This window comes from Fibrella aestuarina BUZ 2, from assembly GCF_000331105.1.
Classification (GTDB): domain Bacteria; phylum Bacteroidota; class Bacteroidia; order Cytophagales; family Spirosomataceae; genus Fibrella; species Fibrella aestuarina.
Genome location: NC_020054.1, coordinates 1,317,942 through 1,334,461, shown reverse-complemented (window position 1 = coordinate 1,334,461; position 16,520 = coordinate 1,317,942). Strand labels below are relative to the sequence as shown.

Sequence of the window (16,520 nt, the reverse complement as noted above, 5' to 3'; positions counted from 1 at the left end):
AAGAAAACGCCCCAACGTCATCAAGACGCTGGGGCGTTATACTCAAGGCAACGAACGGTTAGTTCTTGCTTTCCATCTGCTCTTTCAACGCAGCCAGGGCGTCGAGGTCGCCAAGGGTGGCGCCACGCTCCGGTTGTGAAGAACCCGACTGCGTAGACTTGGCCGCTTTGGGTTTCGCTTCCTTAATCGGCTCGTTTTTCTCCTGCCAGGTACGTGTGTGCGACAGCATAATGCGCTTATCTTCTTTCGAAAACTCCGTCACTTTGAAGTCAAGCGATTCACCTACTTCGGCTACTGAACCATCTTCTTTGGCCAGGTTCCGCAGGGTGCAGAAACCTTCGATGCCATAGGGAAGTTCGAGCGTCGCCATCTTGTCGTTTTTCGACAGGATGGTGCAACGATGAACTGAACCAACGGTGAACGTATCTTCAAACGTGTCCCACGGGTTCTCTTCGAGTTGCTTGTGACCCAGGGCCAGACGGCGGTTGTCGACGTCAAGTTCAAGGACAACCACGTCGAGGTTTTCACCAGCTTTGATGAAGTCTGACGGATGCTTGATCTTCTTCGTCCACGACAGATCCGATACGTGTACCAGCCCATCGATGCCCTCTTCCAGTTCGAGGAAGAGACCAAAGTTGGTCAGGTTGCGTACGATACCCGTGTGGCGCGTGCCAACGGCGTACTTGCTCGTGAGGTCGGGGCGCGTCCAGGGATCGGCAGTCAGTTGCTTGATGCCGAGTGACATCTTGCGGTCCTGACGGTCGAGGGTCAGCACAACGGCTTCTACCTCGTCACCAACTTTCAGGAACTCCTGCGGGTTGCGCAGGTGCTGCGACCACGACATTTCTGATACGTGGATCAGGCCTTCTACGCCCGGCATGATTTCGAGGAACGCACCGTAGTCGGCTACGTTGACAATCTTGCCTTTCACTTTCGAACCAACCTGGATGTCTTCGGTCAGAGCATCCCAAGGGTGAGCCTGGAGTTGCTTCATACCGAGTGAAATCCGCTTCTTGTCTTCGTCGAAATCGAGTACAACCACGTTGACACGCTGATCGAGCGTAAGCACTTCCGACGGGTGGCTGATACGGCCCCACGAGATGTCGGTGATGTGCAGCAGACCATCGACACCACCCAGATCGATGAAGACACCGAAGTTGGTCATGTTCTTGATCACGCCTTCCAGTACCTGACCTTTCTCGAGGTTGTTGAGGATCTGAGCGCGTTGTGCTTCCAGATCTTTCTCGATGAGGACTTTGTGCGAAACAACTACGTTATCGTTGGTGTAGTTGATTTTCACCACTTTCACTTCCATCTTCTTGCCTACATAGATGTCGAAGTCACGAATGGGCTTCACATCAATTTGCGAACCGGGCAAGAAAGCTTCAATGCTATAAATATCGACAATCAGACCGCCCTTGGTCCGACGTTTCACGAACCCGTCGATAACGAGGTCTTCGTCGAGGGCTTTCTGGATATTTTTCCAGGCGGTAATTACTTTGGCTTTCTTACGTGACAGAATCAGCTGACCGTTGGGGTCTTCCTGGTTCTCGATGTACACGTCGATTTGATCGCCAACTTTCAGGTCAGGCAGATCCCGGAATTCGGATGAGGGCACGAGGCCGTCCGACTTAAAGCCGATGTTTAGCAGAATTTCGCGGTCTGTAATCCCTACAACCGTTCCTACTACAACATCTTTCTCGTTTACTTCGGTGAGTGTACCATCGTACATCTCCTCCATACGTTCCCGCTCAGCGGCGGAATAGCCACTACCGAACCCTTTGTTGTCTGCCCGATCCCAATCAAATTCGGGCAAGTTTGCAGACTGCTGCGATTTGCTCATAAACTAGTTTAACTCGACCCATCCAGTACATCAGTTCGCCGGGTCGAAACGAACTGACTTTTGTGTTGAACATACGCTGCATCAGGTAACCACATGGTTAACCGATACACTCCTCTCTGAAAAAGGAGTGCAAAGATAGCAATTGCAGTTGGGATTTAGTTCACGTACCTGACACTCAAGCGATATAAGTTCAACGCAGTCCGCCGCTATAGGTAAGGGCCGCCGGTCAACGAGTTGAGGACCTGCCACTCAGGGCTTTCCTAACTCATTGACCGGCGGCCCTTACTTATAGCGGCGGACTGCGTTGCTCGTCAATCCACGTACCTAGTCGTAGATGCGTTCCCGCTTAGTGGTCAGAAAAGGCATCCAGCTATCGTCGATCACACCGGAGAAATCGCGGAGGAAGACGATGAAGGACGGCTTGAAGGGCTTGTGACGCATTTTCAGGTTTGCCTCCTCCGGGGTGAAATCACCTTTGCGCGAGTTGCAACGTTTGCAGGCCGTCAGCAGGTTATCCCAGTTGGTTTTGCCACCCCGCGACTTCGGAATGACGTGGTCGAGGGTCAAGTCCTCGGTTGTACCACAGTATTGGCACTGATGACCATCCCGCCGGAAAATGTTTTGGCGAGTCAGCATGACGCCCTTATACGGTAGGTGAACATACCGATGCAGTCGGATGACGGTGGGCATCGGGAACTCCTTGTCAACGGTGCGGAGAAACAAGGCCTCTGACTCGGCCACTAATTCGGCTTTGCTCAGGTAAACCAACAGAAACGCTTTGGGTACAGAGCAAATGCTAAGTGCACTATAATCTGAATTTAAGACTAAGACTTTCCTGCCCATACAATCGGTTGTAAATCCTCTGTTTGCAAGCAATTTACGTAATAATTCACGATGTACGGTGGAGTTATTCCGATTTGTGGGGGCCCAATAAGTGCTATTTTAGCGAATAGCCCAAAGGCCGGTCAATCGTCGTAATTCCCTCGTTGCAGGTTACGGGCTGTGTCTCGCTCTTTGATGCTTTCGCGTTTATCATACAGCTTCTTACCCTTGGCAAGGGCAATATCCAGCTTGGCAAATCCGCGCGGGTTGGTATAAAGCCGAACCGGCACGATCGTCAGCCCCTGGTCTTTGAGGTTCTCGGTCAGCTTCCGAAGCTCGCGTTTGGTCATCAGCAGCTTGCGGTCGCGGAGGGGTTCATGGTTGTTATAAGTGCCTTCGGTATAGGTCGAGATACTCATTTGCCGGATGTAGAGTTCATCCCCTAGAAAGAGGCAATAGGCGTCCTGCAAATTCACCTTTCCCTGACGAATCGATTTGATTTCGGTGCCGGTCAGTACCAGCCCGGCGGTGTATGTTTCCAGAAACGCGTATTCAAACGAAGCTCGCCGATTCCGGATATCGACCTGCTTCACAATTGTTGTACTAGCCATCTATGTTCGTAGAAAATAGGGTTTACTCGCTGGCAATCAGACGCGTCAATAAGCGATGTCTGTGTCCAGCACACGACCAGACGTCGCGCAATTAACCGCGGGCGAAACCGTCGTAACAAGGAAAACCCCAGCCGAGTGACTGGGGTTCGGAAAATTACTTATTTGCCTAACAAAATAGAATAAAAGGAGAGACGCCCGGCTGGCCAACGTTTCATAACTGAGCAGAACCCAGTTACGGTATTGAAGCCACAGCCTCAGGACCCAATACGGCATCGACCAGCCAGAGCGATATTGTCCGCTAGCAGATGTATAACTGCTTGCAGGAGGCACTTAGGGAATAGACAAAAACAGTGCCTGATCAGCCCGCAAGGCAGCTTTTATTTTATAGTTTATTCGATAAATACAAAATAAAGTATAATCTTACCCTCAGAGCAGCGTAGCAGGGCCGTCAATACGCGCTTATCAAAGCCTGTGCCAAAAAAAGCAGCCAACCCAGATTGGATTGGCTGCTTGAGCGAAATGCGATACTATCTATTTTTTGGTAGCGGTCTGTTTGGCTGCATACTCTTTGTTTAGGCCGTCGATGACGCGCTTCGTGGCATCACTACCGCCATCGGCAAACAGGATATTGCCGCCTTTCTGGTAGCCCAGTACCATCTCATATTTGTTCTGGGCGTTTACTTTTTTCAGGTAGTCGAAGATCTGGTTGTACAGCTCATCGTCTTTCTTCGCTTTTTCAACGGCCAGCCCCTGGGCGGCGCGTTCGCGGTAGGCCATCAGGTCCTGCTCTTCTTTCTGCAACTGAGCCTGAGCGGCGCGGCCCTGCTCCATCGTCATGGTTTGTGCACGCTGCTGGAAAAACGCCAGTTTATTCTGCAGGTTACGCCCCCGGTTCTGAATATCGTTTTCCAGCTGGAACTGCTTGCTTTCGAGCACTTTGCGCGTGTCCTTGAAATAATCGTAGTTAGTTGCTAGCGAGTCGATGTTGACATACACGATTTTGCGACCTTCTACTACTTTCGGAGCCGCCTTGGTGTCTTCGGCAGGTTGCTGTGATTTGAAGTGCAGGTAGTACAATACAGCTACGGCGATGGCGAGCACGGCGTTGATCGCCAGGGAAACATTTTTCACGTGGTAACGGATGATTATGAATTGATTTTCACAAAGGTAAATCTTTAAACTCGTAAGTGGCTTACGGCTTTATGGCTTTACGTACCCAGTAGCCCGCCATGCCGCCGAAGCCAGCCACAAGGCCACCCAGCACGGGTGTCAGCAGGAGCAGAAAAACAGGGTTTGGCGGCAATTTGAGCACTTCGCTCATCCGGCCCGTCAGGATACCGCCCGATTGCAGGTGTTGGAGTAAGGCATATACCAGCCACACAATACCGACGCCGATAAAGCTGTACAGAAAGGCCCGTCCACTACTCAACGGGCGGCCAAAGCAAAACGCAAACGCGACCAGTGCGACGCTCCACCACGGTAATATCAGTTGGGCAACCAGGCTCAGAAGCGCAATCAGCAAGATAGGAATCATACGTATTTTTTGAGAATTGATGATGACGGGCTGAGGTCGAGGAGCAACCCAAGCCCGTCAGTTCATTTTATTTCATTGTCCAGCGGACTGCCTGTTTGGCGTCGGCAGGCGACTGAAGAAACTGAAGGGCGGTCAGTTGCCCTTTACGCCAGGGTTCGAGCATATTGAGGTAATAATGACTCCCCGGATTGCCCGATTGTCCACCCGGCAAGGCGGCGTATCCTTTCGGGTTTGGCCCCAGCGCTACCACCAGGCGCCACGACGGGCCGGTTCGGGTGGTGGTGGCGTTGACCACGGTGCTCCCGCCTCCTACCTGCACGTTCATGGCACTCAAGGCATCGAGGCGGGCCAGGTGAGCAATGCGTGTGGACTTGGTCGCCGCCCACTGCCAGGCATTCCCCTGCGGCCCATGCCGACGCGTAAGGGTATCAACCGTTGCCCGGAAACTCAGCGTAACGATATCAGCCAGGGTTTCGCGGGCGGGGGTGCGCACATCATCGACCCAGCGGGCGGTAGGTGTTTCGGTAACCAGTTGCAGTGTCCGGTCGGCGGAGGGTTTGCGCAGGGGTAAGCTATCCGATTCGGGCAGGTCGTCGGCCCAGAGCGCATCCATAAACCGTTTTTCCCATTCGGTGAAGATTGTCGGCCCAACCTCACTCGTAGCGTTATTGTAGCGCCACGCCTGAACAGTCGCCAGCGCCTGTTTTTCGGCGGCCGTTAGCCCATTAGCACGTACCTGAGGCAGCAGTTTCGGTAGCATACTGGCAGCCCGCAGGTTGTAATTGTCATACTGCAACTGCCCAATGCTGTCGACCGTCGCCTGCTGCATAGCCGTCAGCCGCTGATTAATGCGCATGCCACGTTCGGGGGGCGCAAACTGCCAGTTGAGGTAGTATGGGTAAGTTGGGTCGGTCGAAAACTGATTGGCCGAACTCACGAACCCCCGCGCCGGATTTTTCACGTGTGGATTATGCTCAGCCGGGATAAATGCCCGCCAGTCGTCGTTAGGATCGGTGCCATCAAGCAAAAATTTACCCTGCCCTTTCTTCTTTAGCGGAAAGCGACCGTTGGGTGCAATGGCGATGTCTTTGTTAACGTCGGCGAAGACAAAGTTTTGCGCTGGTGCGCCGTAGTAGGTCAGCGCATCGCGGTAATCCGCGTGGTTTTTGGCCCGGTTGAGCAGGTAAAAGCAAAGCAACTCGTTGGAGGCATCATGCGCCACCCACCGCACGGCATAGCCTACCGGGAAGTTTTTGGCAAACGACTTCATCCCCGGCGTGTACATCACCGGCCCGTGGTGCGTATATAAGACGGTATCGATCACGTCGGGCTTACCCTTCACTTTGATGGTCTCGATCCGGCGCGTCACCTTCTTCCACTGTCCGCCGTGCCAGTATTCCTGCCGGCTGTCGTCTTTGAATTTAATCTTGTAAAAATCAAGCACATCGGAGCCCACGTTGGTTTCGCCCCAGGCAATATGCTGGTTGAACCCACCGATTACCCCCGGCGACCCCGGCATCGACGCGCCCATCACGTTGAGCGTAGGCGTATGCAGCTGGATCAGGTACCAGATCGACGGCAGGTTCAGCGATAAGTGCGGGTCGTTGGCCAGAATGGGGTAGCCCGTAGCCGATTTCTGCGCGGCAATCGCCCAGTTGTTGGAGCCGATCGCCGGGTCGTGGCGGGGCCAGCCACCGTCGGGCCAATTAGTCACATACCCCTGATTGGATGGCTTGGGGTTCAGCGGCGATTTGAGGTAGTAGACCGGCAGAAAATCCCACTTCGTGCCGGCCGGAATGATCGGGTCTTCATGGCTGGGATAATTCGGAAATAGATCGTTGGTAACCTCCGGCCCGTACTTCGCCAGAATATTGGTCATGGCCACGTCGTCGGCGCCGAGGGCCAATACGCCCGACATGTATTTCAGAAAATAAGCGCACTTGATGGGCTGCCAGGGTTCGGGCGCGTAACCCAGCAATTTGTATTCAAGCGGGTAGTGGGCCGGCTTGAGCTGCGCGATATAGGCATTGATACCGGCCGTATACGCCTCCACGCAGGCTTTAGTGCGGGGGTCGTTCATCATGAAGTCGACCGATTGTTCGGCAGCATAGCCCATGCCGAGGCGACGGTTGTACCGATCGAGTTCCAAGGCCCGCTCGCCCACAATCTCCGATACCCGACCGGCAGCGGCGTGGGTCTGAAACTCCATCTGCCAGAGCCGGTCGCGGGCAGTCAGGTAGCCCTGCGCAAAATAGGCGTCGTGGTCATTTTGCGCGAAAACGTGCGGAATATGCAGGCTGTCGAACACCACTTCGACGGGCTGTTGGGTGCCTTCGATATCGATCTCCTGTGCCTGAAGCTGATCGGGCTTTTCGGCATTTTGCCAGAAACCGGTAAAGGGACTTAGAAGCGGACCAAAGGCGGGCACTTGTCCCCAGCTTCGGTTAAGGGCGTACACCAGCGCGATGGTAACAACGGTGGTGAACAGGGCTAAAACGTATCGCATGAACCTGTAAAACAATTACGGGCTCAAATTGCACATTCTTACGATATATTCCTCGCGACCGTTACGCCGTCTGTACACGACCCGTTGGGTTAGGCTGCCGGTTTTTCTGCCCGTTGGCCACGCGGTACAACGACGCCAGAAACAACCCGCTAACCCGACTGTGCCAGTGCTGAAACCGCTTTTGCAGGCCTCTGTCGTACTCCGGAACGTACCCAACCAGACCCGCCAGATCAAACGTATCGGCAGCCAGCCCAGCTCCCGCACGCTGCCCGTCGAGGGCGTTGCAGGCCTGTTCGTAGTGATTGGGTTGCGGCATCATCAGCACCGGCTTGCCCAGAAACATCGCCTCACAAACCGATTCGAAACCCGCCGTGGTTGCCACCGCCGAGCACCGGGCCATGTCGGCCAGAAATCGCTGCCCATCGAGCTTACATTCGGTAAGCGTCTCATCGACAACCTCTTCTACTTGACCTACCCCGGCATGATAGTAGCGCAGCGCCTGATTGGGCTGTTGCTGATGGGCGGCCCGCACCACTGACCGCAGGCCCGGTTGCGTGGTATAGGCAAGCATAAACGGCTCCTGCGTTGGCTTGAGCGCGGCCAGTTCCTGCCGAAGCAGTGGCGGCACCACCCGCAGTCGGCGGTTGGGTACGTCGGCTTGCTGATCGAATGAGAGCCCGAGTACTTCCGACGAGCCAATGGCGTTGAGCCGAACCAGCCCCAGGAACGACCATTTGTCGAGCCGCTTTTTCGGCGGAAACGGAAAGTCGGGGTGCAGCGCCATAAACTGATGCGCCACACTAATAACCGGAACCGACGGGCGGTAAAATGCGTAGGTGAGGCCGCAGAGCAACTCAAAGAAATTCACGACTACGTCGGGCTGGTGCGTCTCGATGGCCTCGTGCAACTGCTGCATACTCTGCCGGAACGTACCCAGCTTACTGAGCACCCGCTTGACCGTAGGGCCAAGCAACAACTGATTGGTGTGGGGGCAGTAAACCAATTCAGGTGTAGTGACGGGTTTGAACGGAGCCGGGAACTGTTCGGCAAAAAACGCCGGAATGGGTCGGTCGGCGGCCAGCCCAACCTGTGCTTCCACTACTTCGTGGCCTGCCGCCTGCACCATCTGAGCGAGTGAAATGGCCTGCGTGAGATGGCCCCGCCCTTCTCCCTGAATGATGAATAAGAACCGCATACGTTACCCGGCTTACTGACTGCTAAGAAGTTCGCTAATGATGTGCTGCTCGATGGGTTCGTGGGCCGAGACAACCACCTCGGGCTGTTCGGTTTCGACTTCCTCGTCGGGTGTGGCCATGTCGGCCGAATAGTAGAGCAGGTGCCAGTCGCCGTCATGATCTTCGACCAGCGCACTCAGCGACTCGACCCAGTCGCCCGAGTTCATGTAGGTCAGGCCGTTGATGTCGCGGATGGCGGGCTGATGGATATGCCCGCAGATGATGCCATCAGCGTGGCGGGCGCGGGCCAGTTCGGTGAGTTTCTCTTCAAAATCGGAGATATAATTCACCGCCTGCTTGATGCGCAGTTTCACGGTCTGCGACAGTGAATAATAGGGCAACCCGCGCCAGGCCCGGTATTGATTGTAGAATTTGTTCACCCACAGCAACAGCGTGTAGCCCAGATCGCCGAGGTAAGCCAGCCACTTCATGTGCGACGTTATGGAGTCGAACACGTCGCCATGCGTCACGTAGAAGGTACGTTTACCCGATTTGTGCAGGTAATCGCGCTGAATGCTGAAATTCTTGCCGACCTGCAACGGCAGTACCTGATCAAGAAAATCGTCGTGGTTACCCCGCAGGTAGATCACCTTCGTATTGTACTGAACGATTTGCTTCAAAACCACCTTAAAAAAGGCGGTATGCTTTTTCTTCCAGAGGCCATGCTGTCGGAGTTGCCAGCCGTCGATGATGTCGCCGTTCAGGATCAGCTTCTGACACGAATGGTGTTTCAGGAAGTCGGCAGTCTCTTTGGCCTTCGACCCCGCCGTGCCGAGGTGAAGATCTGACAGCACAATCGTCTTAAACAGTGTGGCCTGTTTCATGACCCAAAGGTGCTGTCTACATATGAAGTAGATTTTATCGCTTGATTATCAAAATAAGAAGAATGTACAATTGACAATGAACGATGTACAATGAATTTGCTCCAACCACCCCTTGTTGAGACAAACTCATTGTACATCGTTCATTGTCAATTGTACATTGATTGTCTATGGAAAACCCAGTATTGATTTTTGGGGCGGGTAGCCTTGGCCTGACGGCCCTCGATATTTTTCAGCGAAACGACGTAGTCGTCTACGGCCTGCTCGACGACAACAAAGCCCTGCATGGGCAGGAGTTTGGCGACGTGACCGTGCTTGGCGATACCGACGACGATGGTTTCCTGAAATTGATCGGGGCTAACTCAGCCAAGAGTTGCGAGGCCTGCATTGCTATTGGCGACGGGCGCGTCCGCAAACAACTGGTGAAGCTCCTCAACGACCGGCGCAAGGTGCAGCCCGTCAACGCCATCCACGATACGGCCGTGATTTCGTCGCTGGCCAGCCTGGGGCACGGTAACCTTATTGCCGCCCGCGCCGTCATAAACCCAATGGCGACAGTCGGGCAGCATTGCCTCGTGTTGGCCGGGGCGATCATCGACAGCCGGGCTCAACTCGGTGATTTCGTGCAGCTTGGACCAGGCGCCGTGGTCAACAGCGGCGTTACCATCGAAGAGGGTGCTTACGTCGGTACGGGGGCTGTGTTGGTGGCGGGCATCACCGTTGGCAAAAATGCCCGCATTGGTGCGGGTTCGGTTGTGGTTGAGAACGTACCTGCCGGCGCCACCGTCTTCGGCAATCCCGCAAAAGGGCTGTAAGTCATTAGGAACTATGGCTGCTGAACAATGAACTTGGGGCCGTAAATGGGCACGCTTACTAGGCCCATCTTCTTTGTTCAGCATTCTGTTTCTGCATGCGCTTCGCCTACCCCACTCTACTGCTCGCCACGCTGCTGGTTGCCTGCCAGCGCGAACGCGGCAACGTACCCAGCTTCAGCGACCTGTCGCGTCAATACCTCGACGCCTATTACGCCAGCAATCCCGAAGCAGCCGTCTATCTCGGTAACCATGCGTACGACGGCCAATTGCCCATCCCCACCAAAAGCTGGTGGCAGCAGCAACGTACCCAGCTCGCTCATTTCGACTCGGCGCTTGCCCAACTCGATACGGCTCAGTTGAGCGTCGACGAGCAGATCGACTACCGGCTCATCCGGGCCAATATTCTCGGCGAACTGAACGACATCGACAGCCTGCGTGCATCCGAAGATCCGTATTCGTACAATGTCGATTTCAGCACCTACGTGGAGCGGTCGTTCGGAATACCAGCCGGGCGGATGCAGTCGCTCATCAACAAGGCCCGGCTCATGCCCGATTACGTAGCGGCCGTGAAAGAGAACCTCAGCGCCAACCCGTCACCGGAGCACGTTCAGGTTAGTATCGATGTCTTTAACGGCACGGCCGATTACCTGCTGGGCGACGTTCGTACGGCGTTCAGCAAAGTGGGCAACGCCGGCCAACAAACCGAACTCCAGTCCGCCACCAAACTCGCCGCCGACGCGCTACACGGCTTGGCCGATCACCTAAAGCGCCATATCCTACCAACCGCCAAAGGCTCCTTTGCCATCGGAACAGGCAATTTCCGGCGGATGCTGCTATACAATGAGCAGCTTAACGCCAATCCCGACAGTATTTTGCGAGTAGGGCTGGCCCAGTTGAAACGCGAGCAGATCGAGTTTACCAACGCCGCCCGCATCATTGACCCCAACCGCCCGGCCATTGAGGTATTCCGTAGCATTCAGCGGGATCACCCCACGGCCGACAAACTCGTCAGCAGCACACAGGCGCACTGCGAGGCCATCCGGCAGTTCCTGCTCGACAAACAGCTGATCTCCATTCCGTCGGAGGTGCGAGCCACCGTAACCAAAACGCCCGAATTTATGGTCGGGGCCACCGCCGCTATGAACACACCGGGGCCGTTCGAGAAAGAGGCGACGCAGGCCTATTACTACGTTACGCTGCCCAAAGCCAGTTGGCCAGCCCGGCAGCAGGAAGAATGGCTCACGCAGTATAACCGCTACGTGGCGGAGGTTATCTCCATCCACGAAGCCTACCCCGGCCATTACGTACAGTTTCTGCACCTGAACGCGTCCAAGGTCAGCGAAGTTAGAAAGGTGTTTAGCAGCTATGCCTTTGTGGAAGGCTGGGCGCATTACACCGAGCAAATGATGCTCGAAGAAGGCTATCCCGGCGGCGATGTGTGGCGCGATCCCAAAACAGCCGCCAGGTACAAGATGGCTCAGCTGTCGGAGTCGCTGCTGCGGTATTGCCGACTGGTTTGCGCCATTAATCTGCACACCCACGGCTGGACCGTCGACCAGGCTACGCGCTTCATTCAGGCCAATTGTTACTACGAAGAAAAACCCGCCCGAGAAGAGGCCATCCGTGGTACTTACGACCCTGGCTACCTCTCCTATTCGCTCGGCAAGCTGCAACTGCTGGCCCTGCGCGATCGCTACCAGCAAAAGATGGGTAAAAAGGCCAGCCTGCGCGGTTTTCATAATGCCGTACTGGCGCAGGGCATGCTGCCGGTGAGCGAGTTGGCGCGCGTGTTGCTCCGCTAACATAAGCTGGTTGCCAACGGGTTAGATACGATAGCCAACGTACCTGTCGTTTTATTCCCGTGCCCCGGAGATAGGCACTTTACGGGCCTTTTCTCCTTCCTATTTCGTCTTAGAATTGTGTATATTTGTCTGAATTACGATCTCTTAACAAAACCTATTATGAACAGACGCGACGCCCTTTTGCGGGTGGCCACGATGGTCGGAGCAACCATGACGCTGCCCGGCTTAGGTTCATCCGCACTGGCCGATACGCTTGAAGCTTCGGCCGCTCAACGTGTGGCTACGGGCAAACCCGTTCTTTTCACTGCCGATCAGGACGCGCTGGTAGCCGAACTGGCTGATGTGATTATTCCCACCACCAAAACACCCGGCGCCAAAGCCGCGAAGGTCAACGAGATTATCGACGTGGTGCTGAAAGACTGTTACAAACAGCCTGACCAGCAACGCTTTATCGACGGCCTGACGCAGGTGCAGAAGATGAGTCAGGATGCCTACGGGAAGTCGTACACGCAACTCGACAACACGCAGAAGATCGACATCATGAAGAAACTGGAGGCCGAAGCCAAGCAGCAACGTGCCGAAATGGCCCGCAAAGTGGAAGGCCAGCAGGATGTGCAGATTCCGCAGGCGAAGCGCAACGCAACACCGTTCTTCGTCATGCTTAAAGACCTGACGCTCATGGGCTATTTTACCTCTGAGATTGGTGCCACGCAGGCCCTTGAGTATGTGGCTATCCCCGGCCGCTACGACGGATGTGTTCCCCTGAAACCCGGCCAAAAAGCCTGGGCGATCTAAACAAGTTTATCGTTTCGCGTTTGAGGTTTGTCGTTGTCCGGCAACGTACCGCTGCCACACGGCCAAAACTGAAAACTGCCAACTGAAAACTGAAAAACTTACTCTACAATGAATCTCAACATTGACGCCCAGAAAGACATGACCTACGATGCAATCGTGGTCGGATCGGGCATATCAGGTGGCTGGGCCGCAAAAGAACTTACCCAGAAAGGGTTGAAAGTGCTGATGCTGGAACGGGGCCGCGACATTAAACACGTTGAAGGCTACGTAACAGCCACCAACAACCCCTGGGATTTCCCCCACCGTGGGCGCATCACCACGCAGGCAGCCGAAGAGTATTGGGCCAACATGCGGACGGGCTACACCGCCAACGAAGAATGGCGCCATCACTTCGAAAACGATTCGCTGAACCCTTACATCGAGAAACGCCCGATGGACTGGATCCGCGGGTATCACGTGGGTGGCCGGTCGTTGATGTGGGGTCGGCAGAGCTACCGCTGGAATGAGGAAGACTTTATGGCTAACGCCAAAGAAGGCGTTGGCGTTGACTGGCCCATCCGGTACAAAGACCTGGCACCCTGGTATAGCTACGTCGAAGGATTTGCCGGCATCAGCGGCAACAAAGACGGCCTGAGCGTACTGCCCGATGGCAACTTCCTGGCCCCCATGGAACTCAACTGCGTGGAGAAGGAGGTGAAAGCACGGGTCGAGAAAGCTTTCGGCAAACGACGCATTACCATCGGCCGCGTGGCGCACCTCACCGATCCCAAAGCGCTACACACGGATCTGGGCCGGGCTGCCTGCCAATACCGGAACCAGTGTATGCGCGGTTGCCCGTTTGGTGCTTATTTCAGCACGCAAGCCGCCACGCTGCCCGCCGCCATGAAAACCGGTCGGCTCACGCTTCGCCCCGACTCGATCGTGGCGGAAGTGCTTTACGACGAGAAGAAAGGCCGGGCCACGGGCGTTCGGGTGATCGACCAGAACACCAAAGAGGTTCGTGAGTACTTTGCCAAGATCATCTTCCTCAATGCGTCAGCCTTCGGGTCAACGTCGATCCTGATGAACTCGAAATCGAACCGGTTCCCCAACGGGATGGGCAACGAGTCGGATCAGTTGGGTCGCAACATCATGGACCACCACCTTGCGGTAGGTGCGTCGGGTGATTTTGACGGCATGGAAGACAAGTATTACTACGGCCGTCGGGCCAACGGTGTCTATGTACCGCGCTACCGGAACTGGGACGGCGATAAGCGTGACTACCTGCGTGGCTTTGGCTATCAGGGTGGCGCTAGCCGTGGCGGCTGGAACCGGGGTAACGGCATGGAAGGCTTCGGTGCTGACTTCAAAGAAAGCCTCACTACCCCTGGTCCGTGGACAATGGGCCTCGGTGGTTTCGGCGAAGTGTTGCCCAACCCCGACAACCGTTTTACCCTCTCGCCCGACCAAAAAGACCGTTGGGGACTGCCGCTGCTCGTATTTGATGCCGCTTACGGCGAGAACGAGAAGAAAATGCGGAAGGACATGATGAACGATGCCGTCGAAATGCTCGAAGCAGCCGGTCTGAAAAACGTCCGTGGCTACAACGACGAATCGAAGCACCTCGGGATTGGTATCCACGAAATGGGCACGGCGCGCATGGGCCGCGACCCCAAAACGTCGGTCCTGAACGCCAACAACCAGGTACACTCGGTGAAGAACGTGTTTGTTACTGATGGTGCTGCTATGACGTCGGCCTCGTGCGTGAATCCCTCGCTTACGTATATGGCCCTCACGGCCCGCGCGGCTGATTTCGCCGTAAAAGAACTGAAGCGGCAGAATCTCTAAGTCCTGCCTGCTTAAGCAAAACGCCCCGGTTGTCATCTGATAGCCGGGGCGTTTTGGTTTTACCAAAAGCTATCTACATGAAAAAGCCCTCGACATACGTCGTGGGCTTCAGCGTCAACCAGGGGCAATCGATACGGCAACTAAGCCGCGACGCCAACCTGTTGCTCGTCTTCCAAATAGTCTAGCACGCCCTTGAGCGTCACCAGCTTCGGGTAATCTTCGTCGGGAATGCGAATGCCAAATGTCTGCTCCAGATGCATGATCAGATCGACCGTGTCCAGGCTGTCGAGGCCAAGGTCGCGGGTGAAGTGTACGGTATCGGTCAGCTCGGATTCCCGGATGCCAAAATTTTTGAGAATATCAACAACTTGTTCTTTCATAACGTGTCTTGTCTTCGAGCCGAATTGTTGTGTTTTGAGGATGGTGTTTACGTCTTCAACTCCCAATCAACTGATTTTGTTGCATCTGCGAATTAACAAAAAGATAAATTTTATGATTTTTTAGGGAAAGGATACACCACTTCGAGGTACGAGTTACAACACAGGCTAAGCACGGTCTGGGCAATGCACCGGTTCGTTAACTCGTACCCCACAATAATCAGAGCGATTCGCCCAGCAACCGCTTGAGTTCTAGCTGATTCAGCAATAATTGGTATTGAAACGCCAATTGAGCCAGTTGAGCCTCCTCGATGCCAGTTTCGGCGCTTTCGAGCTCCACCGTCGTGATGACGCCATTACGCAAACGGGTTTGAGCCAGTTCGAGCGCCTTGCGAGCTTGTAGCACCTGCGTATTCAGGTTTTGGAGCCGCGTCTGATTGGCGGCAATATCAGCGTTGAGTTGGGTCAGTTGCTGGCGTAGCTGCGCGTTGGCATTTTCCACGGCATAGCGGTTAGCGTTCAGGTTCAGCTTGGCCACCTGATTTTGCAGCCGGTAGCGCCGCCCCGCGTAGATCGGCATTGAAAACGCCACTCCCGCCGCCACATTGAACTTGGGCGTGTTTACGTCAGGTACGTAGCCGTTACGGAAACCGGTTGCCCCCTGCAAGACCAAATTGGGCCGCCCCGACAACTCGTCGATCCGGATCTCCGTTTCGGCTAGTTTCACCCGGTCCTGCGCCGCCAATACGTCTTTGTTACTGGCTAACGCCGTCTGAAGCTGCCCGTCCAAGGCAAACGGCTGAATGGGCTCGCCAAACTGTTGCGACGCCGCGCTCACGGCCGGGTCGGCATTACCCGTCAGGTACGTTAGCAGCGCCCGCTGCCGATCCAGCTGATTTTGCAGGTCGATCTTGCGGTTCTGCGCCGTCTTCAGACGTACCTGCTGCGTGATGACGTCGTACTGCAAGGCATCGCCGTTGCGCAGCCGGGCCGACAGCACGTTTACGTTATCGCCCGCCGTGCGGATAACCGAGTCCTGCACCACGATACTCCGTTGCAGGAAACCAATGCCGTAATAGGCCGCCGCCACCTGATAGGTAAGATTATGGCGCGTCAGTTCCTGTTGCCGCTGCTGAATGCGCAGGTTATCGCCAGCCCGCTGCACGGCGGCGTTGGTTCGCCCAAAATCATACAGCGACTGCGAGATGGCGACGTTGGCGTTTACGTTGTGGTTTGGCTGAAACTGCAACGTCACATCACGACCGTTGACGGGTAACGTCGCTTTCGGGACGGGGTCGATGTACTGATACGATCCGTTCAGTCCAATCTGCGGGCGCAGGGCCGTGCGGGCCAGATCAGCCTGAAGCGCGGTCGCCTGGATTTGTTGCTCCTGCTGTTTCAGGAGCGGAAAGTTTGCCGAAGCCTGTTGCACCAACGCCCGCAGATCATCGGGCAACGCCGTAGATTGCTGCGCCAGCGCCAAACCGGGGAGCAAGACCAGTATAGAAAGTAGTGGAAATCGCATGTTGTGG

14 protein-coding genes are annotated in these 16,520 nt (G+C 55.2%); 4 read left to right on the top strand and 10 right to left on the bottom strand.

Annotated elements, in window-relative coordinates; all coding sequences use genetic code 11:
* Nucleotides 1-58: 58 nt before the first annotated feature.
* From rpsA to FAES_RS05285, 8 genes are all read right to left on the bottom strand, one after another.
* A complete protein-coding gene (gene rpsA / locus FAES_RS05320; RefSeq protein ID WP_015330176.1) occupies nucleotides 59-1,843 on the bottom strand; it encodes a 30S ribosomal protein S1 in 1,785 nt (594 codons plus the stop codon).
* A gap of 324 nt (nucleotides 1,844-2,167) precedes the next feature.
* Entirely contained in the window at nucleotides 2,168-2,686 is a 519-nt protein-coding gene (locus tag FAES_RS05315; RefSeq protein ID WP_015330175.1) for an HNH endonuclease, read from the bottom strand.
* Between the two features lie 122 nt (nucleotides 2,687-2,808).
* Entirely contained in the window at nucleotides 2,809-3,276 is a 468-nt protein-coding gene (smpB, locus tag FAES_RS05310; protein ID WP_015330174.1) for an SsrA-binding protein SmpB, read from the bottom strand.
* A 531-nt stretch (nucleotides 3,277-3,807) separates the two neighbouring features.
* Complete coding sequence (locus FAES_RS05305) at nucleotides 3,808-4,407, bottom strand: OmpH/Skp family outer membrane protein (protein ID WP_015330172.1); 600 nt, start codon at nucleotides 4,405-4,407, stop codon at nucleotides 3,808-3,810.
* Between the two features lie 61 nt (nucleotides 4,408-4,468).
* A complete protein-coding gene (locus tag FAES_RS05300; RefSeq protein ID WP_015330171.1) occupies nucleotides 4,469-4,810 on the bottom strand; it encodes a hypothetical protein in 342 nt (113 codons plus the stop codon).
* A 67-nt stretch (nucleotides 4,811-4,877) separates the two neighbouring features.
* Nucleotides 4,878-7,316 carry a penicillin acylase family protein gene (locus tag FAES_RS05295; protein WP_015330170.1) on the bottom strand — a complete coding sequence of 813 codons (2,439 nt, stop codon included), beginning with the start codon at nucleotides 7,314-7,316 and terminating at the stop codon, nucleotides 4,878-4,880.
* Between the two features lie 61 nt (nucleotides 7,317-7,377).
* Nucleotides 7,378-8,511, bottom strand: coding sequence for a glycosyltransferase family protein (locus FAES_RS05290; protein WP_015330169.1), 1,134 nt, complete (start codon nucleotides 8,509-8,511; stop codon nucleotides 7,378-7,380).
* A gap of 12 nt (nucleotides 8,512-8,523) precedes the next feature.
* The gene (locus tag FAES_RS05285) at nucleotides 8,524-9,375 is read right to left on the bottom strand and encodes a UDP-2,3-diacylglucosamine diphosphatase (RefSeq protein ID WP_015330168.1); all 852 of its coding nucleotides are present in this window, start codon (nucleotides 9,373-9,375) and stop codon (nucleotides 8,524-8,526) included.
* Nucleotides 9,376-9,542: 167 nt separating this feature from the next.
* Here FAES_RS05285 and FAES_RS05280 point away from each other — a divergent pair, with 167 nt between their 5' ends.
* The 4 genes from FAES_RS05280 to FAES_RS05265 all read left to right on the top strand — a co-directional run bounded on the left by FAES_RS05280 (nucleotide 9,543) and on the right by FAES_RS05265 (nucleotide 14,611).
* Nucleotides 9,543-10,187 carry an acetyltransferase gene (locus FAES_RS05280; RefSeq protein ID WP_015330167.1) on the top strand — a complete coding sequence of 215 codons (645 nt, stop codon included), beginning with the start codon at nucleotides 9,543-9,545 and terminating at the stop codon, nucleotides 10,185-10,187.
* A gap of 95 nt (nucleotides 10,188-10,282) precedes the next feature.
* Nucleotides 10,283-11,989, top strand: a complete 1,707-nt coding sequence (locus FAES_RS05275; RefSeq protein ID WP_015330166.1) for a DUF885 domain-containing protein — start codon at nucleotides 10,283-10,285, stop codon at nucleotides 11,987-11,989.
* A 159-nt stretch (nucleotides 11,990-12,148) separates the two neighbouring features.
* The gene (locus FAES_RS05270) at nucleotides 12,149-12,784 is read left to right on the top strand and encodes a gluconate 2-dehydrogenase subunit 3 family protein (RefSeq protein WP_173401273.1); all 636 of its coding nucleotides are present in this window, start codon (nucleotides 12,149-12,151) and stop codon (nucleotides 12,782-12,784) included.
* A gap of 108 nt (nucleotides 12,785-12,892) precedes the next feature.
* A complete protein-coding gene (locus tag FAES_RS05265) occupies nucleotides 12,893-14,611 on the top strand; it encodes a GMC family oxidoreductase (RefSeq protein ID WP_015330164.1) in 1,719 nt (572 codons plus the stop codon).
* A 140-nt stretch (nucleotides 14,612-14,751) separates the two neighbouring features.
* On the opposite strand, the gene FAES_RS05260 is transcribed toward FAES_RS05265, so the two are convergent.
* Both FAES_RS05260 and FAES_RS05255 read right to left on the bottom strand, forming a co-directional pair.
* On the bottom strand, nucleotides 14,752-14,991 hold the full coding sequence (locus FAES_RS05260; protein WP_015330163.1) for an acyl carrier protein: 240 nt from the start codon (nucleotides 14,989-14,991) through the stop codon (nucleotides 14,752-14,754).
* A gap of 217 nt (nucleotides 14,992-15,208) precedes the next feature.
* On the bottom strand, nucleotides 15,209-16,513 hold the full coding sequence (locus FAES_RS05255; protein WP_041257572.1) for a TolC family protein: 1,305 nt from the start codon (nucleotides 16,511-16,513) through the stop codon (nucleotides 15,209-15,211).
* Between the last annotated feature and the right edge of the window lie 7 nt (nucleotides 16,514-16,520).